Raw genomic sequence first — 22,173 nt, forward strand, 5'->3', positions numbered from 1 at the left:
GGATCGCCATGTTTCCCATGCCGATAGAAAAATGGAAGCCGATCAACCGGGCTCTTTACCGTCTCTCGGTGCCGGTGGCCCTGCTGATCTGGCTGCTGCCGATGCTGACCGCGCTGGTGACCTCGGTGCGCTCCAACGACGAACTGATGGCCGGCAACTACTGGGGCTGGCCGCAGGACTTCGCCATGCTGGAGAACTACCGCGAAGCGCTGACCGCCTCGCCCATGCTGCATTACTTCTGGAACAGCTGCCTGATCACCATTCCCTCGGTGATCGGCGCGATCTCGCTGGCGGCGATGGCCGGCTTTGCGCTATCGACCTACCAGTTCCGGGGCAATACGGTGCTCTTCGCCACCTTCGTGGCCTGCAACTTCGTGCCACAGCAGATCCTGATGATCCCGGTGCGGGACCTGTCGCTGTCGCTGGGCCTGTTCAATACCATCACCGGGATGATGTTGTTCCACATCGCCATGCAGACCGGCTTCTGTACGCTGTTCCTGCGCAATTTCATCAAGCAGCTGCCCTTCGAGATGATCGAGGCGGCACGCATCGAAGGCGCCAGCGAGTGGACCGTGTTCTACCGCATCGTGCTGCCGCTGATCCGGCCCGCGCTGGCGGCCCTGGCGGTGCTGGTCTTCACCTTCGTCTGGAACGATTACTTCTGGGCGCTGGTGCTGACCCAGGGGGACGACGTGGCGCCCATCACGGTGGGCGTGGCGGCCCTGCGCGGACAGTGGACCACCGCCTGGAACCTGGTCTCGGCCGGTTCCATCCTGGCGGCGTTGCCCTCGGTGATCCTGTTCTTCGTGATGCAGAAGCAATTCGTGGCCGGCCTCACCTTCGGGGCCAGCAAGGGCTGAGCCCGCTGCGCCTATTGTGTAGCAGCAGGCGTGGCGGCCACCTCGGGTGGCCCGCTCTTGGGCGGTGGCGGCGGCACATCGGTGTGGATCATCAATACCGTGCACTGTCGCGCCACCATGCCATTCTTGGCCAGCTGCGGGCCCTTGCCGTTATAGATCTTGGCATTGCCCATGAAGACGCCATCGATCTTGAAGGTCCAGGTGTTGGCGGGATTCTCGAAACGGTAACCCATGCCATCCAGGCTCAGCGATTCGCCCATGATGGTGCCGGACATCACCTCCTCTGCAATCTTGGTACGGCGCTTGAGGCTCACACGGTTACCATCGACCTCGGCGATGAAATTTGCCTGGAACGGCTTGGAATCCTTGTTGAAGCGGTTGGCATCGCAGGACATGACGGCACGCCAGCGGCCATCAGGCGGGGTCGGATCGGGACTGGCCGTACCGCCCGCGACGCCAGCCGAAGGCAGGACGCCGAGACGGCTGCCCAGCGTCACAGTGACCGAGTCAGGATAATCGAAACCGGCACCGCTGCTGCGATCGACCACATAGCCGATCGGGCCACCCAGCAGCAGGTTTCCCCACACATTGGTGTTGGCGCGCGAGACCACGTTCTGCTGACCGCTCACACCGTCCTTGGCGCATTCCACCAGCAAATCACCCGTGCTCTTCTTGATGGCCACGCTGCCAGGGGTCTTGACGTACCACTTGCCGACGTCGTTGCTCAGCGTGCAGCTTGCACCCGAGATGATCTGGCTGCCCTGGTTGGCAATTACTGAAATGGGTTGCGTCTGCGTGCCCGTGATGGAGGCACAACCAGCCAGCAGCAGTGCTGCAAGGCATACCAGCATTCTCGACATGGATTCCCCGATTCTCTTCTGTCCGCTCGCGCGGATTTCATTGTTGTTGTGGTTCGTGGCGGCGATAACGCTGCCCCTGAAGACCTACCACCACGCGAGAATATAGCCGAGCTGTTTGCCGGTTGACTGACGAATAACTGACAGCGGAGAAAAATTATTTCAACTGAAATGCGGGCGTCGCATTTTGACATCCGGGCATGACCGGTCCGGCGCAAGATGACTCCATCGACACAGCAATCCGCCACCACAAGGAGCCCATCATGCACACCACCACCCTGCGCCTGGCCGTCTTCATCGGTACGATGAGCATCGCGTTCGAAGCCCACGCCGGTCGCGGCGGGGCGATGCTGATGAAGGACCTGACCCGGCTGTTCAGCCACTTGTTCCAGCAGTACATGGGCGGTTGAGGAGAGGAAGGGATAGGGATGGAACGGGAGCGCCCGCTGGGTGCTCCCTTCCGGAACGTTCAGGGCTTGGCCGCCGCCTGCTGGGGCGGTACTTCGATGCCCACGCCCATGGCCTGGAACAGGGTGGCGGTATCGCTCATGCGGCTGGCCGTGGCACGCACCTCGCCCAGCCTGGCATTGAGATACTGGCGTTCGCCTGCGCGTGCGGCACTGGCCGGGTAGGCGCCCAGCTGGGCGCGTCGCTGGGCATTGCGCCAGCCCTGCTCGCTGGCCGCGCGCGCTGCCGTGGAGGCTTGCAGCGCATCCGCATCCTGGGTCAGCGCCACCAGGCTATCGGCCACGTTCTGGAAGGCATTCAACACGGTCTGGCGATAATTGGCCTCGGCCGCGAGATAGGCCTCTTTGGAAGCATCACGCCGGGCGCTGAGAGCGCCGCCGTGGAACAGCGGCTGCGTCAGCGAAGCCCCCAGTCCCCACACCGCACCCGCGCCTCTGGTCGCCTTGGCCCAGGTAAAACCGGACTGGCCGAAGGAGGCGCTGATGGACAGGCTGGGGAACATCTCGGCCGTGGCCAGAGCCTGCTCGGCGGCAGCCACCTTCAATGCGGCGTCGGCGGCCAGGATATCGGGCCGCTGGCGCAGCAGTTCCGAAGGCAAGGTCATCGGCACTTCGCCGGGTAGTTGCAGACGGGTGATGTCCAGGTCGGCCGGAGCAGCGTCCGGGGTGCGTCCCATCAGCACCGCCAGCGCATGGCGCGAGGCCTGCCACTGTGCTTTCATGGCGGGCAGGCTGGCGCGCAGCGACTGCGCGCTGGCCTGCGCCGACAGCAACTCATCCTGTGACACCGCACCCAGCGCCAGCCGGCGCTGCATCTCCTCGACATCGGCATCGGCCAGCGCCACCAGGCGTTCGGTATGCATCACCTGCGCGTGCAGGGAAGCCGCGTTGATGGCCGTGATCACCACATTGGCCGCCACCGAGCGACGTGCCGCGTCGAACTGGTAGGACTGTGCATCCACCTGGGCCGCCGCCGCCGAGTTGGCGAAGCGCTCCACGCCAAACAGGTCGAAGGTGTAGCTGGCGCGGATCTGGCCGGCGAAGACGTTGTACAGATTGGTGGTCGGTCCCAGATTGGGCAGCCCCAGGGCGCGTTGGCGCTGGGCCTGGCCGACCGCATCGATGGTGGGCCACAGCGATTCATCGATCTGGGCGCGCAACTGCAGGCGGGCGGCGGCCAGGTTGCGATCAGCCTGGGCCAGCGAATGGTTGCTGCGCAGGGCCTCCTCCACCCATGCGGAGAGTTCCGGCGAGTCATAGGCACGCCACCACTGCGGCACGGCGCGTTGGCCGAGCACGAATTTCTGACGCGCCTCCTGCGGCCCCAGGGTGGCGGGTGTGGCATCGACGGCGTAGTGGGCCGGCTGGGGCGAGGCCGGTGCCTCGCCGGTCGGACCCAGGGCGCAACCGGAGACCAGCAGCGCTGCGGCCAGCGTCAGGGTGCGCGGGGCGGGGGGAAAACGGACGGCGCTCATCAGTGGCTCCCTTGCGCAGCGTTGTCGCGGTGATGGGTTTCATCCGGCTTGACCCGGTAGCACAGCGCATACAGGGCCGGCAGGTAGAACAGGGTCAGGATGGTGGCGATGGTGATGCCGCCCATCAGGGCGGTGGCCATCGGGCCGAAGAAGTTGCTGCGCAACAGCGGGATCAGCGCCAGCACGGCCGCGGCCGCAGTCAGCGTGATCGGGCGGAAGCGACGCACGGTGGCGCCGACGATGGCGTCGAAGCGGCCACGGCCGGCGGCGATGTCCTGCTCGATCTGGTCCACCAGGATCACCGAGTTGCGCATGATGATGCCCAGCATGGCGATGGTCCCCAGCATGGCGACGAAGCCGAAAGGCTGGCCGAACAGCAGCAACGCGCCGACCACGCCGATCAGACCCAGCGGGGCGGTCATCACCACCATCAGGGTACGGCCGAAGCTTTGCAGCTGCACCATGAGCAACAGCAGTACGGCGATGAACATCAGCGGCATCTGCGCCGAGATCGAGGACTGTGCCTTGGCGTTTTCTTCCACCGGGCCGCCGACGTCGATACGGTAGCCCACCGGCAGCTCGGCGCGCAGCGCGTCGAGCTTCTGGTTGACATCGTTGGTCACGTCGATACCCTGCACGCCTGCTCGCACATCGGCCAGCACGGTGATGGTGGGCTGGCGATTGCGTTCCCAGATGACGCCGTATTCCAGCGTGTTGTGGAACTTGCCCAGGGTCGCCAGCGGCACCGGGCCGTTGGCGGTGGGCATGGACAGTGTGGCCAGGCGCGAGGGGTCGACGCGTTCGCTGCGCGGGGCGCGCAGATCGACGCTGATGAGCTTGTCGCGCTCGCGGTACTGGGTGATGGTGTAGCCCGACAGTTGCATGGCCAGGAAATTGGAAATCTGCTGGCTGCTCAGGCCCAGCTCACCGGCGCGTTTCTGGTCGATCTCGAAGGAGACCGAACGCTGCGCCGGTTCATCCCAGTCGAACTGGATGTTGGTGGCGCGGGTCTCCTTGCGCATTTCGGCGGCCACCTGTTCGGCGATGGCACGCACCTTGGGAATCTGCTCGCCACTGATGCGGAACTGCACCGGGAAGCCGACCGGCGGACCGTTTTCCAGGCGCGTCATGCGGGTACGCACGCCGCTGAACTGCTTGCGCAGCGGCTCTTCCAGCGCCTTCGCCAGGGCTTCCCGATCTTCCACCGACTTGGCGGTGACCACGAACTGGGCAAAGTTGGGGCTGGCCAGTTGCTGGTCGAGCGGCAGGTAGAAGCGCGGTGCACCGACACCGACGAAGCTGACGTAGTGATCGATCTGCGGCCGGTCCTTGAGCAGGGCTTCCATGCGGATGGCTTCGCGCTGGGTGGCCTCGAAGGAGGCGCGCTCGGGCAGGTGCAGGTCGATCAGCAGTTCGGGCCGGTCGGAGCTGGGGAAGAACTGTTGCGGCACCAGCGCGAAGGCGGCCAGCGAAGCGATGAAGAGCAAGGTGGTGGCGATCACCACGCGGCCACGGAAGGCCACGCACCAGGACACCGAGCGCCGCAGCAGGGTGTAGATGCGGGTCTGGTAGATGGGGTGATCGTGGTCTTCCTCGTCATGGCCGGCATGCGGATTGGCGGCGATCTGTTCGTCGCTGAGCGCGCCCGGCTTTTCCTTGAGGATGTGATAGCCCAGCAGCGGAATCAGCACCACCGCCGCCAGCCACGACAGCAGCAACGCGATGGCCGAGACCTCGAAGATGGAACGGGTGTATTCGCCGGTCCCGGACTTGGCCAGGGCAATCGGCAGGAAACCGGCCACCGTCACCAGGGTACCGGTGAGCATCGGGAACGCGGTGCTGGTGTAGGCGAAGGCGGCAGCGCGGCGGCGGTTCCAGCCCTGCTCCAGCTTCACCGCCATCATCTCGACGGCGATGATGGCGTCATCCACCAGTAGACCCAGCGCCAGCACCAGGGTGCCCAGCGAGACCTTGTGCAGACCGATGTCGAACATGTACATGAACAGCGAGGTCACCGCCAGCACGATCGGGATCGAGATCACCACCACCATGCCGGTGCGGATGCCCAGCGAGACCAGGCTCACCACCAGCACGATGGCGACAGCCTCGGCCACGGCTTCGAGGAAATCGTCGACCGATTTTTCCACGGCGTGCGGCATGCTGGAGACCGCCGTCAGGGTCAGGCCGGCCGGCAGGCGCTTGCGCAATTCTTCAGTACGCGCATCCAGGGCCTTGCCCAGGCGGATGACGTCGCCACCGGGCTGCATGGTCACGCCGATGCCCAGCACCGGCTGGCCGTTGGCGCGCATTTCCTGTTCCTGGGGTTCGTCGTAGCCGCGATGGATGGTGGCGATGTCACCCAGCCGGAAATTGCGGTTGTTGAGGTGGATGATCTTGTCTTCCAGTGCCCGCAGGTTGTCGAACTGGCCGGTAGGACGCACATAGACGCGGTCGTTGCCGGTGGTGATCAGGCCGCCCGGCACCACGGCGTTCTGGCCGCCGATGGCATCGGCCAGTTGCTGCGGGCTGATGCCCAGGCGCGTCATGCGGGGGTTGCCGATGTCGATGTAGATGTGTTCCTGGCGCTCGCCGAAGTAATCGATCTTGGCCACGCCCGGCACGTGCAGCAGTTCGCCGCGCAACTGGTCGGCATAGTCGCGCAGTTGTGCGGGCGTGAAGCCGTCGCCGGCCAGTGCATAGATGTTGGTGTAGACGTCGCCGAATTCGTCATTGAAGTAAGGTCCCTTGACGCCTTGCGGCAGGGTGGCGGCGACGTCGCCGACCTTCTTGCGCACCTGATACCAGGTCTGCGGCACCTGCGATGCGGGCGCGGTGTCCTTGATGGTGAAGAACAGCTGCGACTGGCCGGCACGGGAATAGCTGCGCAGGAAGTCCACATCCGGCGTTTCCTGCAGCTTGCGGGCGATGCGGTCGGTGATCTGCTCCTGTACCTGGCGCGCAGTGGCACCGGGCCAGTCGGTCTGGATCACCATGACCTTGAAGGTGAAGGGCGGGTCTTCGGACTGCGAGAGCCGGTTGTAGGAGCCCATGCCCAGCAGCGTCACCAGCGCCAGGATGAAGGTCACCAGCGCCTGGTGCTGCAGCGTCCAGGCGGAGAGATTGAAACGGCCGGGCGCGCTCATAGGGCGAAGTCCTCGGCATGCAGCGGAGCGACCGGCTTGACCTTCTCGCCAGCGGTCAGGGTATGCACGCCCTGCACCACCACCTTGTCTTCCACGGCCACGCCCTGCGACAGCGAAATGCTGCGCTCGCCATAGGCGGTCACCGTCACCGGACGCAGTTCCAGCTTGCCGTCGGCGCCGACGATCCAGACCGCCGGCTTGTCCCCCTGATGGAACAGCGCCGTCGCCGGCAGCAGCAATACCTTGGCCTGACCTGAACCGACTTCGGGCGTGATCACGACATCCCCGGTCATGCCCAGGCGCACACTGGCGTCGGGCTGTTCCAGGGTGACCTTGACGCGGTAGGTGCGGCTCTGCGGGTCGGCGGCGGGACTGACTTCACGCACCTTGCCCTTGAAACTCTTGCCTGGCAATGCGGCCAGCGTCACGGTGGCCGGCAGGCCCGGCTGCAGCCCGGCCAGCTGGCGGTCGGCGACATCGGTCACCACATCCACCGCGCCCGACCAGGCCAGCGAATAGACCGGCTGGCCGGGGTTGAGCACGTCCCCGGTATTGGCCTGTTCGGCACTGATGACGCCGTCGTGCTGGGTCACCAGGGTGGTGTAGTCGCGCTGGTTGCCGGCCACCGAGGCACGTGCCTGGGCCGCCTGGAACTGCGCCAGTGCAGCGGCGCGGGCATCCTGGCTCTGCTCCAGTTGCTGGGCGCTGATCAGCTGTTCGCGAGCCTGGGCGGTATCGCGCTGCAACTGTTTCTCGGCGGCGTCCAGGTGCTGGCGTGCCGAGGCCAGTTCGGCGCGGGCGGAGGCGGCGTTCTGATCGGCATCCGACGGGTCCAGGCGCGCCAGCACCTGGCCCTTGCGCACCACGTCGCCCAGGTGCACGCGGCGCTCCACCAGCTGGCCGGCGACACGGAAGGACATCGAGGTCACATAGCGCGACTGCACCTCGGCCGGCAGGTGCAAGGGCTGGCCGCCGTCGCGCTGCAGGGGTTGCAGGGTCACCACTTCGCGCGGGGCATCGGCCACCGGGGCCGGCTTGCTGCAGGCCGACAGCGCCAGGACCAGTGCGACGGTGGCCATGCCCAGCGGCAGATGGCGCGAAAGAACACGGGGACGTGAGACGGGCTTCACAGCTTTCCTTTCAGGAAGGTAGGGTCGGATCGCCGGGCGCTCCGCATCCTCGATGGTCATCTTTACAAAGTTCAGCGATTCTAATGCAGATATGAATTCAGATGCAATCATGTATTTGAATACAAGAGTGCTAGAATCCTGCCCCATGACACGCGAACCCAGCCAACCACGCCAACCCCGCCAGCGGCTGAGCCGCGAGCAAAGCCGCGAGCAAACCCGCGAAAGACTGCTGGAGGCGGCGCATGCGGTCTTCATGCAGCAGGGATATGCGCTGACCAGCGTGGAGGATATCAGCACGGCAGCCGGCTATTCGCGGGGCGCGTTCTATTCCAACTTCGACGACAAGACCCAGCTCTTCTTCGAATTGCTCCGACGAGAAGGCGAGAGCATCGACCGCGGCTTCCAACGCCTGCTCGATGGCGGGCTGACCGATGCCGAGGCCCTGCGCGATGCGCTGGCCGAACAGTATTCGGCGCTGTATCGCGACGACAAGTGCAGCCTGCTGTGGATGGAGGCACGCATCGTGGCCCTGCGCGACGAAAAATTCCGTCGGCAGCTCGATGTCTACCTGGAGGAGCGTTATCACCAGATCACCTGCTTCGTGCAGGCCTATTGCGACCTGACCGGCGTGGTGCCGTCGGCGCCTGCACGCGAGATCGCCATCGGCCTGATGGCGCTGTGCGAAGGGGTCAGCTTCTCTTATCGCTGCGTACCGCACATCGTCGATGGCAAGACCGCAGAGTCGGTGCTGGCGTGGTTCATGAAGGCGTCCGTGGCCGAGGTGGTGACCACACCGGGAACCGCCACAGCGGCAAACCCGGTGAAGGGCGCGGCGGTAGCGAAAAAATCAACCGCCCCCCGCAAGAAGACCTCGCGGGCAGGTGACTAGCCTGCCTGGAGCGGCGCCACCAGCCATTGCGCGATCTGCGGCCAGGCCTCGGCCAGGGTGCGCCCTCCCATGAACAGACCGATATGCCCGCCCGGCACCACGCGCTGCGTGATGCGCGCAGCCGGCGTGCCGACCAGCCCGGCGGCGTTGAGCACCTGCTCGGGGGTGGTGATGTCGTCGCGCTCGCCGGCCAGCAGATAGAGCGGACAGGTGATGTCCTTGAGGTCGAGGACCTTGCCCAGCGCCGGGTATTTGCCGCGGGCCAGCAGGTTGTCCTTGAAGATGTGACGGATGGCCTGGAGATACCAGCGCCCCGGCAGGTCGATCGGGGTTTCATACCAGGCGGCGAAGGTCTCGCGCTTGGCCAGGTAGACCGGATCATCAATATGCTGGAACAGGTCCACGTGTTCGGTGAAGTAGTGCTCGTCGGGGTGCATGTTCTTCCAGCCCTGCAGCATGAAGCTGCCACGCATCAGGCCGCCACCGGTACGCACCAGATCTTCGTAGAAGCGGATCGGGGAGCGCTCCACCATCTGCTTGAGCGGGCCATCGCCGGCGCCGGCATCGATGGGCGAACCGGCCAGCACCAGGCGCTCCACCTTGCCCGGGAAGCGCGCCGCCATCATCGCCGAGATCCAGCCACCCTGGCACAACCCGACCAGGTTGGCGCGGCCGCCCAGTTCGTCGATGACCACGCACAGGTCGGCCAGGTAGTTATCGATCTCCAGGTCCTTCATGTCTTCGCTGGCGCTGTGCCAGTCGGTCAGGAATACGTGCGCGACGCCATGCGCCAGGAGGGTCTCCACCAGGCTCTGGCCCTGGTAGTAATCGGCGATCACCGAGGTATGGCCGGCGTAGGGCGCCACCACCAGGGTCGGCGTGAGACCGCCGGTGGCCTGGCCATATTCGCGCAGGCTCAGGGTACGCAGCTTCATGCGCACGTGGTTGGCGGTGGCCATGCGCGGATGATGGACGGCATGCAGTCTGGCCTCTTCCTCCAGGAAACGCAGCTGCTTGTCCACCACCTCCTGTCCCTGGCGGAACACCTCGCTGGCCAGCATCATCGGCCAGAACAGCGGAACGCAGCCGGGGCCGCAGGGCGCGTTCGCATCGGCCTGGCTGGGGTGGTCAGCCATGGTGGCGCGGGTATTGGTCATTGCGCATTCTCCATGATCAGTCTTGCCGCGTCGTCAGCAATGACCTGCTCTTCGTTGGTCGGGATCACCAGCACCCGCAGACGGCTGGCTGCGCTGCTGATGCATTCGAGATGCGCGTCATTGGCGAGCGGGTCGAGCCGGATGCCCAGCCACGCAAGGCGGCGGCAGATGGCTGCGCGCATGCGCGCATCGTGTTCGCCGATGCCGGCGGTAAAGACCAGGGCATCCATGCCGCCCATGGTGGTGGCCAGTCGGGCCGCCTCGCCGGCGCAACGCAATGCGAACAGCTCCAGCGCCTCGCGCGCGCAAGCAGCTTCGCTTTGCTGCAACGTACGCACATCGGCGCTCAAGCCGGAGACGCCCAGCAGGCCGCTCTGGTGATATAGCAGGTCTTCCAGCGCGGCGGGCGTCATCCCCTGCTGCAACAGGTACAGCAATACCCCGGCATCAAGGGCGCCACAACGCGTGCCCATGGGTACGCCCTCCAGCGTGGAAAAGCCGGTACTGGCATCGACGCTGCGGCCATTCTGCAGGGCGCACAGACTGGCGCCATTGCCCAGATGCGCCACCACCACGTTGCCATGCGCCTCGGGCAGGCCGCGCCGGCGCAGTTCGGCGGCGATGTAGCTGTAGGAGATGCCATGGAAGCCATACCGCAGCACGCCCTGCTCATGCAGCTTGCGCGGCAGGGCGAAGCGGCGCGCCAGCGTATCCTGGGTGGCATGGAAGGCGGTATCGAAGGTCGCTGTCTGCGGCAGTCCGGGACGCAGCCGCTCGATGGCGCGGATCAGCCGCAGGTTCTGCGGCTGGTGCAATGGCGCCAGCGGAGCGAGGGCCTCCAGCGTGCTTTCGATCTCGGCGTCGAGCAGTACCGCTTGCGAAAGATGCAAGCCGCCGTGCACCACGCGGTGTCCGACCGCGCACAGCGCGCCCTGTTCATGTCCGACTTCCAGCTGGTGCAGGACCTGCTCCAGCACCTTGTCCATCGAGGCGGCGGGGTCGGCATCGATCTCGATGGCCGAGCGCACGCCATCGATCTCCAGGCGCAGGCGTAACGGAGTCAGGTGAAGATCCAACTGGCCCTGTCCGATGCTGAACGCACGTGCGCCATCGAGTCGGAACACGCCCAGCTTGATGGAAGACGAACCGGCATTGAAGGTCAGCAGCCAGCGGTTCATGCCGCCCCCTTGCCCACCGCCTGCAGGTGGCTGCGCGCGGCGAACAGGCGCGCCAGTGCCGACGACGCCAGCCGCACCCGCAGGCTGTCGGCGCGGCTGGTGAGGATCACCGGCACCCGCGCCCCCAGCACCAGCCCGGCCGCCTCGGCCTGCGACAGGTAGATCAGCTGCTTGGCCAGCATGTTGCCGGCCTCCAGGTCCGGCACCAGCAGGATATCGGCACTGCCCGCCACCGGAGAATGCAGTTCCTTGATGCTGGCGGCCTGCAGGCTGATGGCATTGTCGAAGGCCAGCGGGCCATCGACCAGGGCCCCAGTGATCTGGTGGCGCGTGGCCATCACCGTCAGCGCCGCCGCATCGAGGGTAGAGGGCATGGCCGGGTTGACCGTCTCCACGGCCGCCAGCACCGCCACATGCGGACGCGGTACGCCCATCACGTGCAGCAGGTCGATGGCGTTCTGGCAGATGTCGCGTTTGTGCGCCAGCGTGGGGGTGATGTTGATGGCGGCATCGGTGATGATGAGCGGCTTGGAGTAGGTCGGGATGGCCATCGCATACACGTGGCTGATGCGGCGCTCGGTGCGCAGGCCGGAACCCGTCGCCACCACCGCGCCCAGCAGTTCATCACTGTGCAGGCTGCCCTTCATCAGCGCGCCGACCTTGCCCTGCACGGCCAGCTCGACGGCGCGCGCCGCAGCGGCATGGCTGTGCTCCACCCCTTCGATGACCAGGCCCTGCAGCGACAGCCCGGCCTGCTCGGCGATGCCGCGTATGCGTGCTACGGGACCGACCAGCAAGGGTTCCAGCAGCCCTTCGTCGCGCGCTTCCAGAGCACCCTGCAGGGCCTCCACCGAACAGGGATGGACCACCGCGACCCGCATGGCTTGCGCTCCGAGGGCATCGCGGATGAGTTGACCGTAACGCTCGGCCGGGGTGGCCTGGGCGGGTGGAAACATGGCGTTCTCCAGGGGGATGACGAGACCGGCGACATGCGCAAGCATGCGAGCCGTGTCGCAGCATAGCCCTGCGGGGAGACGAACTCAATGACCGGCAGGCGCCGCTGCGGGCCTGATCGGCCAAAGCTTGATCTGCTTCAACTTTGTCAGCACGGCGTCATCCACGGTCTTGCCGCGCTCAGGCCCGGGCCGGTGCGTTCACCATCTGGCGCGCCTGGGCCGCCGGCATGGGCTGGGCGAAGTAATAGCCCTGCATCGCATGGCACTGCAGGGCTTGCAGGGTATGCAGGTCTTCCGCACTTTCGACCCCTTCGGCCACCACCTGGAAACCGAACGACCCCGACAGCTGCAGCACCGCCGCCACCAGCGCCTGGTTTTCGGTCTGTTCGGTCAGGCCGGTGACGAAGCTGCGGTCGATCTTGACCCGCGAGACCCGCATCTGGCGCAGGAAGCCCAGCGAGGAATAGCCCACGCCGAAATCATCGATGGCGATGCTCACGCCCAGCATGGCCAGCGCCACCAGGCTCTGGCTGGCCGCCTGCAGGTCCAGGGCGGTTTCCTCGGTGATCTCGATTTCCAGCATCTGCGCCGGCAGTTGCTGCGACCTGAGCATCTCGGCCACCAGTTCATCGACCAGGATGCGTTCCATCTCGCGCGGGGAGATGTTCATCGACACCCGCAGGTCGGGGCGGCCGCTGGCCTGCAGGAATCCGATCATCGTGCCTACCTCGCCGACGATGAAGCGCAACAGTTCCTCCGACAGGCCAGCCAGCGCGGCGATCTCGATCAGGTCGGGCGGCGCGATCGGGCCATGGCGCGGATGGCGCCAGCGCAGCAGGGCTTCGAAACCATCCAGGGTGTGACCATCGTGCTGGATGATGGGCTGGAACCACACCTCCAGCTGGCGTTGCGCCAGGGCGTCGGCCAGGTCACGCTCGACGTCGCGCTTCATCTGCAGGTGGGCATTCAAGGCGTCGTTGAAGACGCAGAACTGGTTGCGCCCCCGGCGCTTGGCCTGGTACATGGCGGCGTCGGAACAGACCAGCATCTCGTTGATGTCGTGGCTGCAGGTGACGGTGATGCCCAGGCTCAGCCCGATATGACGGTGTGCCAGGCGCGCGAAGGGCTGCCGGATGGCAGCGATGAGCCGCCGCGCCAGCTGCTCGGGCGGCTCGGCCTGCGGCGCCAGGGCGTACAGGATCACGAATTCGTCTCCCCCCAGGCGCGCCAGAGTGGCCCCTTCCGGCAGGCTGGCACGCAGGCGGCGCGCCACCTCGATCAGCACCTGGTCGCCGGCCTCATGACCGTAGGCATCGTTGATCACCTTGAAACCGTCGAGGTCGAGGAACATCATGCACAGCGCATACTCCTGCCGCGCCACCATGCGCGGCGCCGCTTCCATGAAGCCGGCCCGGCCCAGCAATCCGGTCAGCAGGTCGTGCTCGGCCTGGTACTGCATTTTCTGCGCGAAGCGATGCAGGTCCTGGTGCGCCACTTCCAGCGCCTGGTTGGCAGCGGTGGCTTCGTTCTTCAGTGCGCTGGCATGCGAGACCAGTCCCTCGCTGACCTTGGCGCCACGGATCAGCGCCGCCAGGTAGAGCAGCACCGCCGCCGCCAGCGCCACGCGGGTGGTGCTGGTATCGATGGTCGCCAGACAGAAGATGATGGACAGCAGCGGCGGCGTGATGAAGCAGATCGGGATGCGGGCGAAGGCGAAGCCATGGGTCACCGCACCGGCGGTGATACCGCAGACACAGGTAAGGTAGAACAGCGTCTCGGGTGCGGTATAGCCCTCACACAGCAGCGGCACGCCGGCCCATACGATGCCCGACAGCAGCGCCAGCAGGGCGTGCAGGCGCAGGTTGAGTTCGGTCACGCTATCGGCGTCGGTGCGGTGCGAATGGCGTTCCCGCAGGAAGGGCAAGGCCGCCGCCAGACGCTGTACAGGAATGCGACAGGCCAGTACGCGCGCGATATTGACCAGCCCCGAACAGGTCAGCCAGACCAGGGCGATGGCCAGCTTGTCCGAGCGCCACGCGACGACGGTTGAGATCAGCCCCAGCAGCATATTGACCGGCATGGACAACAGTACGGTCTGGCGCAGCGCCATGAGCTGGTCGGACCGGATCAGTTGGCGCAGGGGAGCGGACGGAGCCGGCGCGGGGGAAGAGGCGTGCGAGTTCTGCTGCTGTGACATGGTGTTCCTGTTGCGTCGTGGAATTGCCGCCTGACAAGGCTGGTCCGGCATGGCCGCCGGATGGGAAGCATAGTACGCGAGCCGGACCGCATTATCCAATGGACAAGAAGAATTCTCATCAAAACGCCGCCCCGGTTGCGTTGCATCAACGAGCTTTCCGGCGAGAACAGCCAAGCTGGATCTTCCGCAACCGCAAGGAGGACAACATGAGCACAGACAATGGAAACTGGTTATCGGCCGAGCAGGCCGTGTTACCGGACGGCACCGAGCGCTTGAACCTGCCGCTGGTGAAAAAGAAACTGCCGCTGTTCTCGCCGCAGCAGGCCACCGGCCAGCCGGACCCGGCCGCGCCGGTCACCCGCCCGGACGGAGCCGCGACCGATCCCGCCTGAACGTCCCGTCCCGGGGACCGCTGGCGCTGCGGCCGGCCGGACGGCGCCAGCAGGGCTACAATAGCGCCTGTCCGTTCCGTCCGTCTGCACCTCCTCGCCCATCGGCGTGGTTCCCCTCATGTCTCTCGATCCCACCACCCTGCTTGTCCTCACCATCGCCCTGGCGGTCTCTGCCGCGCTCTATCTGGCGGTGGAATGGAGCGTGGTACGCGAACGCTCCCTGCTGATCTGGAGCAGCGGCTTCGCCATCATCACCCTCGGTTCCTTCCTGGCCCTGCTGCGCTCGCGCGGCTATCTGCTGGTCGGCATCTGGTTCGCCAATGGCCTGCTGATCACGGCGCACGTCTGTTTCCTGGCCGGCGTGGCATGGTTCACCCGTACCCGCCTGGTACGCGGCTGGTGGCTGCTGGCATTGCTGTGGCTGCTGATGCTGGGCCTGCCGACCCACGCCTGGTGGTCGCGGGTGATGCTGGGAGTGCAATCGTCGATGATCGCGCTCGTCACGCTACGCGCCAGCAGCCTGTTACGGCCGCACGGCGCGTCGCTGAGCGTGGGTGCGGTGCAGCTGCGCTATGTCCTGCTGGCGCATGGGCTGTTCTATCTCGCCAAGGCGATGGTCGCCATCGCACCGGCCGCCGTGATCGATCTGGCGGCCTTCGGCGGCGCGGTGATCCAGCTCTCGCTGATCGAAGGCGCGATGGCCATCATGCTCATCGCGCTGTCGATGACCGGCACCGAGCGCCATCGCCGTGAGCAGCATATCGGGCAGCTGGCCGCGCGCGATCCGCTGACCGGCCTGCTCAATCGCCGTGCCCTCAAGGCCGGCGCCCCGGCAGTGCTGGCGCAGGCCAGCGCGGCGCATCCCGGCGCATTGCTGCTCATCGACATCGACAACTTCAAGCAGGTCAACGACCTGCACGGCCATGCTGCCGGTGACCAACTGCTCGAAGCGCTGAGCATGCTGCTGCACGAGGTTTTGCCCGAGGATGCCCTGGCGGCGCGTCTGGGCGGGGATGAATTCGTGATCCTGCTGCAGGATGTGCAGGCTGCTCAGCTCAACCTGCTGGGCGAAAACCTGCGCCTGGGCTTTGGCCATGTCGCTCGCAAAGCCTTTCCCACGCCCGCTCCCGTCAGCCTGAGCGTGGGGGGCAGCATCTTCACCACCCCGCCGGCCGACCTGGAAAGCCTGATGGTCCACACCGACGCGACCCTGTACGAGGCCAAGCGGGCCGGACGCGACCGCGTCGTGGTAGGCACGGTCGGCCCGCAGGCGGCCTAGGGCAGATGCTGCGCCCTGCCGCGCCACTCACTGCAAACGGTCCTTGAGCCGATACCATGCGCCCACGAAGGGCAGGAACCAGGGCTTGCCAAAATGGCCGGGAATGGCCGGCCAGGGGAAATCCTTCCAGGGATTGAGGTCGGCCCGTCCCTCCATGATGTCGGCCATCATGGTTCCCATCAGCGTGGCCATGTGGGTGCCGTGACCGCTGTAGCCCATGGAATAGAACAGGCCATCGCGCTGACCCGCACGCGGCAGGCGATCGGCAGTCATGTCGACCATGCCGCCCCAGCAATACTCGATGGGCAGGTCGGCGAGCATGGGAAAGACTGACAGCATCTGCCGGTGCAGGATCTCGCCGCTCCTGGCGTCGGAGCGTGGATTGGACGCGGCAAAACGTGCGCGTCCGCCGAACAGCAGGCGATGGTCAGGCGTAGCGCGGAAGTAGTTGACGAAATTGCGGGTATCGGTGCACATGCGCGCGGTGGGCAGCAGTTGCGCCATCAGCGCGGGCGGCAGGGGTGCGGTGACGATCAGGAATGCACCGACCGGCACGATGCGACGGCGGATCCAGCCGAACGGGCCGACCTGCGAAATGCCGCTGGCCAGCAGCACCTGGCCGGCGCGCAGCGTACCAAGCGAAGTACGCACCATATAGGCGCCGGCCTGTCTTTGCAGCCCCAACACCGGATTGTGTTCCAGATAGCATGCCCCCCGCCGCTGTGCCGCCTGCGCCAGCCCGCGCACATAGCGGCCCACATGCATGCCGGCGCTCTTCTCCATGAGCAGAGCGCCATGGTAATGATCCGTGCCCAGTTCCTCGCGTAGCTGCGCCCGGCTCAGCAGCCGCGTATGAGGATCGACACCGGCCGCCAACAAGGCGTGGCTGCGTGCCAGCCTGTCGTAATGCGCCGGCTTGGCGGCCAGCTTGAGCTTGCCGTAGCGAGCGAAGCTGCAATCGATGGCCTCTTCCCTGACCAGTCGTTCGACCGTATCGACACCGGCATCAAAGGCCCGATACAACCGATCGGCGCATTCCCTGCCCAGCCGCTGGGAGAGCGCAGCATAATCCTGGGCGAAGCCGTTGTTGCACATGCCACCGTTACGACCGGAGGCCGCCCCGCCGACGATACCTGCCTCGCAGACCACCACGCGCGCGCCCTTGCGCGCCAGTGCCAGCGCCGCGGCCGAGCCGGTGATACCGCCACCGACGACCAGCACGTCGCATTTGCCCTCGGGCAAGGCGTCGCTCGTGCTCACGAAGGGTGGCGAGGTATCCAGCCAATACGATTTCATTTGCATCATGGTCTCCACGAACATCTTGCGGCACGCAGCGCCGGAAGGAAGTGTCCGGAGATCGTCCCCACGGCGAAATCATTATGGGACCGCAAAACCCGGGGCTGATTAATGCCGATCTAATTCTTCATTAAAGCCGGCTTAATACCCGATGGGAGTGCCCGAAGGGAATGCCCGAAAGGTACCCGCCACGGCGTACGGCCCTTGCGCGTCGCGGACGCGAATGCGGTCCATGGAAAATGCCGGAAAGCGCCGGATTAAAAGTAGAAGCTGCTTCAATCCCCAGCCAATAAAACATATTTTTCTTACACCCACGGCCATACTTTCTCCATCGACCACGAAGGAGATTGCCACATGATTTTCAAGCCGAAGTTCATCAGTTTCGATTGCTACGGTACGCTCATCAACTTTGAAATGGGCCCCACCGCCAGGACACTGTTTGCCGATCGCGTCAGTGCGCAGCGTATGCCGGCGTTCCTGGAGAGCTTCCGTTTCTATCGTCTGGACGAGGTGCTGGGGACCTGGAAGCCCTTCTTCGAGGTGGTGGACAATGCCATCCAGCGAGCCTGCCATGCGCATGAGGTGACATATCACCCCAGCGATGCACAGGCGCTCTACGACGCCATTCCGACCTGGCAGCCACATCCGCACGTGGTGGAAACACTGGAAAAGATCGCGCCGCATATCCCGCTGGTGATCCTGTCGAACTCGATGACCGACCTGATTCCACATAGCGTTGCGCATCTGAAGGCGCCTTTCCATGCCGTCTACACCGCTGAAGAGGCACAGGCCTACAAGCCGCGCGGGCAGACCTTCGAATACATGTTCGAGCAATTGGGCTGCGGCCCGGAAGAGATGATGCATTGCTCCTCCAGCTTCCGTTACGACCTGATGACAGCTTCCGACCTCGGCTTCATGGCCAAGGCCTTCATCGACCGCGGGCATGAACCCGGCTTCGACGGCTATGGCGTGAACCGCCTCACCGACTTCCGTCAGCTCGCTGCACTGGTCGGTCTTTGAGCACCCTTCTGCCATCGGCCCTGCGCGGCGCGATCCTGAAACGATACCCATGATGCATCAGCACGCTCACACAGAAGCCGCGGCACTGAGCACAGCCGCGCCGGCACTGGCACCAGCCGATCTGCAGGCCCTGGCCTGCGCACTCTACGGCATCGAGGGCGGGGCTACCGCGCTGGGTGGGGAGCGCGACCAGAATTGCCTCATCGATGGTGGCGATGGCATGCGCTATGTCCTCAAGGTCAGTAATCCCGCCGAAGCGCCCTCGGTGGTCGACTTTCAGATTGCCGCACTGGAGCATGTCGCCCGGGTCGCGCCCGCCCTGCCGATTCCGCGCGTGGTGCGCACGGTGGGCGGACGCACCCGTGAGCGTGTGTGCCTGGATGACGGTAGCGTCTGCATCGTGCGTCTGTTGACGTACCTGGACGGCGTACAGATCAAGGAGACCGCCCGCACGTCCGGGCAACGGCGTGCCATGGGCGGTCTCCTGGCACGACTGAACCTGGCCCTGCGCGACTTCACCCATCCCGGGGCACATCACGATCTCCTATGGAACGTGTCGGGCGCACACCGCTTGGCCGCGCAGCTGGAGGACCTGGTCGATCCAGCGCGCCAGCGGCTGGCACAGCGCTTCATGACCCGCTTCGAACGTGATGTGCTGCCGCGGTTGCCGCAGCTGCGCGCGCAAGTGATCCACAACGACTACCATCTCTACAACGTTCTGGTGGCACCGCAGGAACAGGAACGCATCACGGGCATCATCGACTTTGGCGACATGCTGCACGCTCCGCTGGTGGGTGAGGTGGGCACCGCAGCGGCCTTCCACATGGCCGGCAGCGAAGATCCCTTCGCGGCAGCGGCGCAGTTCCTCGCCGCCTATCACGCGGTCCTGCCGCTGACCGACGCCGAGCTGGAGATCGTGACCGACCTGATGGCCACCCGGCATCTGATCACCGCACTCATTTCGGAGTGGCGAGCCGCCCGCTACCCCCACAACCGCGCCTACATCATGCGTCACAACCCGGCGGCCTGGGAGGCCCTGGCCATGATGGCCGACCTCTCGCGCCAGGATGCACGCGACCGACTGCTTTCAGAAATACGCCCCAGGAGAACCCCATGAAGACAACTACCGACCTGAACATGGTCAACGCCTACATTCCCGGCCGTGCCGATGTCGGCCCGCTGACCGCGGCCCTGATCGATCGCCGCAACGCATTGCTGGGGCCGGCCTATCGTCTGATGTACGAACATCCGCTGCATATCGTGCGCGGCGACGGAGTGTGGCTGATCGATCCACAGGGACGGCGCTACCTGGACGTCTACAACAACGTGACCTCCCTGGGACATTGCCATCCGGCGGTGACCGAGGCCATCTGCCAGCAGGTGCAGACCCTGGCCACCAATACCCGCTACCTGCACGAAACCATTCTGGAACTGGCCGAGCGCCTGCTGGCCACGGTACCGGAAACTGCCCTGGCCCACCTCATGCTGACCTGCACCGGCAGCGAAGCCAACGACCTGGCCTATCGCATCGCCAAGGTGCATTCCGGTGGTACCGGAATGATCGTCACCGATACCGCCTATCATGGCATCACCGATGCGGTCTCACAGTTCTCGCCCTCGCTGGGGACCACTGTCAACCTGGGGGCGCATGTCAGGCTGGTACCGGCGCCGCGCCTCTACCATGCCCAGGGACAGGACCTGGGGGAGCGCTTCACGCGCGATGTCGAAGCCGCCATTGCCGACCTGCAGCGCCACGGCATCCGTCCAGCCGCACTGATCGTCGATTCGCTCTTCACCAGCGATGGCATTCTGCCTGGACCGACCGGCTTCCTAAAGGGAGCGGTGCAAGCCATCCAGCGCGCCGGTGGCCTCTTCATCGCCGATGAAGTACAACCTGGATTCGGCCGCACGGGTGAGCATATGTGGGGCTTCCAGCGCCATGGTGTGATCCCCGATATCGTCACCATGGGCAAGCCGATGGGCAATGGCCAACCGGTGGCAGGCCTGTTGGCCACGACCGAGGTCTTGCAGGAATTCGGTCAGCGGTCCCGCTACTTCAATACCTTCGGAGGCAATACGGTATCGTGCGCAGCAGCGCTGGCGGTACTCAAGACCATAGAACGCGAGGGTCTGATCGGCCATGCCCGCACGGTCGGCTCGGTTCTGCTGGACGGCATCGGCAGGCTGGCGGCACGGCATGCTGCCATTGGCGATGTACGCGGGGCGGGCATGTTCGTCGGGGTAGAGCTGGTGTCCGATCGACAGGCCCGCACGCCTGATCGCAGCCTGACCAGCCAAGTGGTCAACCGCATGCGGCAGAAGGGCGTACTGCTGAGTGCCTGCGCCATGGGTCATAACGTCCTCAAGATCCGGCCCCCTCTGGTACTGACGGCGGACCAGGCGCGCCTGGTCATTGCTGCGCTGGATGAGTCGCTGAGCGAAGCTACAGCGGACCCGGTGATATGATCGACCCATGCGACCCACAGACCCCCTCGACCGCACCGACATCCGGATACTCGAACACCTGCAGCGCGAGGGGCGCTGTTCGAACGTCGAGCTGGCCGAAGCGGTCAACCTCAGCCCCAGCCCTTGCCTGACCCGCACCAGGCGCATGGAAGACAGTGGCGTCATTGCCAGCTACAGCGCGCAGATTGCGATGGATAAGCTGGGCAGCCATGTGGTGGTGTTTTCCGAGATCACCCTCGGCAGCCATCGCCCTCCGGACTTCCGCAAGTTCGAACAGGGCGCGGCCCGGTATCCGGAGATCGTCGAGTGCTACAACGTCAGCGGTGGATACGATTACCTGCTCAAGATCGTTTCTCCCACGGTGGGGCTATTCCAGGAACTGATGGAACGGTTGTTGGCGGATGAAATCGGCATCGAGAAATTCGCCAGCCGCATCGTGCTGCGCCACCCTTATGGGCAGCGCAGCGACCCGGTGGCGGTCATCGCGACGGGAGTGAGTAGCTGGAAGTAGCGGCGCAGATGCTGCGCCTGCAGTGGCTCAGGCAAAGCGCGTGAAGTCCGGCTTGCGCTTCTCGAAGAAGGCGGTGAAGGCTTCCTTGGCTTCCGGCCCGGTGAGCATGCGCGCGAAGTGTTCGATCTCGGTCACCATCTGCTGCTCGGTGGCAGTGACGCGGTTCTTCTTCATCAATTGCTTGGTCACGCGGATCGAAGCGGCCGGCAAGGCGGCCAGCTTGGCAGCCTGCTTTTGCGCATAGGGCAGCAGTTCTTCCAGCGGCAGGACGCGATTGACGAAGCCCATCTGCGCGGCCTCGTCGGCGCCGAAGGCTTCGCCCAGCAGGAGCTTCTCGGCAGCACGCTGATAGCCAGCGATATGCGGCAGCAACAGCGAGGAGGCGGCCTCCGGGCAGAGCCCCAGCTGGGTGAAGGGCATCGAGAATTTCGCATTGTCCGCCGCATAGACCAGGTCGCAATGCATGAGCAGGGTGGTGCCGATGCCGACCGCCACGCCAGAGACCGCCGCCACGATGGGCTTGCTGGCATGACTGATCTGCCAGAGGAACTGGAACACCGGCGCGTCCTGGGTCTTGGGCGGGTTCTTCAGGAAGTCTTCCAGATCATTGCCGGCCGAGAAGGCCTGTGGCTTGCCGGTGAAGAGGATGGCGCGCACGGCGCTGTCGGTCTCGGCTTCCTTCAGGGCATCGGCCAGTTGCTGGTACATGGCGGCTGTGATGGCGTTCTTCTTGTCTTCACGGTCGAAATGGATGCTCAGGATGCCATCGGCCTTGCTCAGTTGGATATCCATCTGCGCGGTCTCCTTGAATTTTATAAATGATTTAGCTTGTTTTAAGCTCAAGCAAAAAACCAATGAAAAAGCCGCACGGCGTGAGCAGTGCGGCTTTTCATCAGCGCT

Annotated in this window: 18 protein-coding genes and 1 pseudogene; 9 read left to right on the plus strand and 10 right to left on the minus strand. The window is 65.1% G+C overall.

Features of this window, described 5'->3' with window-relative positions; translation table 11 throughout:
* Positions 1-8: 8 nt before the first annotated feature.
* Positions 9-860, plus strand: a complete 852-nt coding sequence (locus tag VE092_RS10960; protein ID WP_324876602.1) for a carbohydrate ABC transporter permease — start codon at positions 9-11, stop codon at positions 858-860.
* An 11-nt stretch (positions 861-871) separates the two neighbouring features.
* Here the strand turns inward: VE092_RS10960 and VE092_RS10965 are convergent, their stop codons facing one another.
* A complete protein-coding gene (locus tag VE092_RS10965) occupies positions 872-1,720 on the minus strand; it encodes a hypothetical protein (protein ID WP_324876604.1) in 849 nt (282 codons plus the stop codon).
* 260 nt (positions 1,721-1,980) lie between these two features.
* On the opposite strand from VE092_RS10965, the gene VE092_RS10970 reads away from it, so the two are divergent.
* A complete protein-coding gene (locus VE092_RS10970; RefSeq protein ID WP_161625977.1) occupies positions 1,981-2,127 on the plus strand; it encodes a hypothetical protein in 147 nt (48 codons plus the stop codon).
* 59 nt (positions 2,128-2,186) lie between these two features.
* Here the strand turns inward: VE092_RS10970 and VE092_RS10975 are convergent, their stop codons facing one another.
* From VE092_RS10975 to VE092_RS10985, 3 genes are read right to left on the minus strand one after another with little or no spacing between them, the layout of a single operon-like run.
* Positions 2,187-3,659: an efflux transporter outer membrane subunit gene (locus VE092_RS10975; protein ID WP_324876608.1), complete on the minus strand. Its 1,473-nt coding sequence runs from the start codon at positions 3,657-3,659 to the stop codon at positions 2,187-2,189.
* A complete protein-coding gene (locus VE092_RS10980; protein WP_324876610.1) occupies positions 3,659-6,802 on the minus strand; it encodes an efflux RND transporter permease subunit in 3,144 nt (1,047 codons plus the stop codon). Before VE092_RS10980 ends, VE092_RS10975 begins: the two co-directional genes overlap by 1 nt.
* Entirely contained in the window at positions 6,799-7,881 is a 1,083-nt protein-coding gene (locus tag VE092_RS10985; protein ID WP_324876686.1) for an efflux RND transporter periplasmic adaptor subunit, read from the minus strand. Before VE092_RS10985 ends, VE092_RS10980 begins: the two co-directional genes overlap by 4 nt.
* A 196-nt stretch (positions 7,882-8,077) precedes the next feature.
* Between VE092_RS10985 and VE092_RS10990 the strand changes: the two genes are divergently transcribed.
* A complete protein-coding gene (locus VE092_RS10990) occupies positions 8,078-8,821 on the plus strand; it encodes a TetR/AcrR family transcriptional regulator (protein ID WP_324876612.1) in 744 nt (247 codons plus the stop codon).
* Here VE092_RS10990 and VE092_RS10995 read toward each other — a convergent pair.
* From VE092_RS10995 to VE092_RS11010, 4 genes and pseudogenes are all read right to left on the minus strand, one after another.
* Positions 8,818-9,885 carry an alpha/beta fold hydrolase gene (locus VE092_RS10995; RefSeq protein WP_414653466.1) on the minus strand — a complete coding sequence of 356 codons (1,068 nt, stop codon included), beginning with the start codon at positions 9,883-9,885 and terminating at the stop codon, positions 8,818-8,820. The genes VE092_RS10990 and VE092_RS10995 overlap by 4 nt on opposite strands.
* A gap of 89 nt (positions 9,886-9,974) precedes the next feature.
* Positions 9,975-11,156: an acetate/propionate family kinase gene (locus VE092_RS11000; RefSeq protein ID WP_324876614.1), complete on the minus strand. Its 1,182-nt coding sequence runs from the start codon at positions 11,154-11,156 to the stop codon at positions 9,975-9,977.
* A pseudogene (locus tag VE092_RS11005) lies at positions 11,153-12,115 on the minus strand (bifunctional enoyl-CoA hydratase/phosphate acetyltransferase); the annotation flags it as partial. The pseudogene VE092_RS11005 and the gene VE092_RS11000, both read right to left, overlap by 4 nt.
* Before the next feature lie 175 nt (positions 12,116-12,290).
* Positions 12,291-14,309: a bifunctional diguanylate cyclase/phosphodiesterase gene (locus tag VE092_RS11010; RefSeq protein WP_324876616.1), complete on the minus strand. Its 2,019-nt coding sequence runs from the start codon at positions 14,307-14,309 to the stop codon at positions 12,291-12,293.
* A 98-nt stretch (positions 14,310-14,407) separates the two neighbouring features.
* On the opposite strand from VE092_RS11010, the gene VE092_RS11015 reads away from it, so the two are divergent.
* The gene (locus tag VE092_RS11015; protein WP_324876618.1) at positions 14,408-14,701 is read left to right on the plus strand and encodes a hypothetical protein; all 294 of its coding nucleotides are present in this window, start codon (positions 14,408-14,410) and stop codon (positions 14,699-14,701) included.
* A 118-nt stretch (positions 14,702-14,819) separates the two neighbouring features.
* Positions 14,820-15,980, plus strand: a complete 1,161-nt coding sequence (locus tag VE092_RS11020) for a GGDEF domain-containing protein (protein WP_324876620.1) — start codon at positions 14,820-14,822, stop codon at positions 15,978-15,980.
* A 27-nt stretch (positions 15,981-16,007) separates the two neighbouring features.
* Here VE092_RS11020 and VE092_RS11025 read toward each other — a convergent pair whose 3' ends face one another.
* Entirely contained in the window at positions 16,008-17,282 is a 1,275-nt protein-coding gene (locus VE092_RS11025) for an FAD-binding oxidoreductase (protein ID WP_324876690.1), read from the minus strand.
* Positions 17,283-17,630: 348 nt separating this feature from the next.
* On the opposite strand from VE092_RS11025, the gene VE092_RS11030 reads away from it, so the two are divergent.
* The 4 genes from VE092_RS11030 to VE092_RS11045 are packed head-to-tail and all read left to right on the plus strand — an operon-like array spanning position 17,631 to position 21,273.
* A complete protein-coding gene (locus VE092_RS11030; protein ID WP_324876622.1) occupies positions 17,631-18,296 on the plus strand; it encodes a haloacid dehalogenase type II in 666 nt (221 codons plus the stop codon).
* 49 nt (positions 18,297-18,345) lie between these two features.
* Positions 18,346-19,413: a phosphotransferase gene (locus VE092_RS11035; protein ID WP_324876624.1), complete on the plus strand. Its 1,068-nt coding sequence runs from the start codon at positions 18,346-18,348 to the stop codon at positions 19,411-19,413.
* On the plus strand, positions 19,410-20,762 hold the full coding sequence (locus VE092_RS11040) for an aspartate aminotransferase family protein (RefSeq protein WP_324876626.1): 1,353 nt from the start codon (positions 19,410-19,412) through the stop codon (positions 20,760-20,762). The genes VE092_RS11035 and VE092_RS11040 overlap by 4 nt, the downstream gene beginning before the upstream one ends.
* 7 nt (positions 20,763-20,769) lie before the next feature.
* Positions 20,770-21,273, plus strand: a complete 504-nt coding sequence (locus tag VE092_RS11045; RefSeq protein WP_324876628.1) for an Lrp/AsnC family transcriptional regulator — start codon at positions 20,770-20,772, stop codon at positions 21,271-21,273.
* Positions 21,274-21,300: 27 nt separating this feature from the next.
* Here the strand turns inward: VE092_RS11045 and VE092_RS11050 are convergent, their stop codons facing one another.
* The gene (locus VE092_RS11050; RefSeq protein ID WP_324876630.1) at positions 21,301-22,065 is read right to left on the minus strand and encodes an enoyl-CoA hydratase; all 765 of its coding nucleotides are present in this window, start codon (positions 22,063-22,065) and stop codon (positions 21,301-21,303) included.
* Positions 22,066-22,173 lie beyond the last annotated feature (108 nt).

The sequence above is a fragment of the Herbaspirillum sp. genome (genome assembly GCF_035644555.1).
Lineage (GTDB): Bacteria > Pseudomonadota > Gammaproteobacteria > Burkholderiales > Burkholderiaceae_D > Herbaspirillum.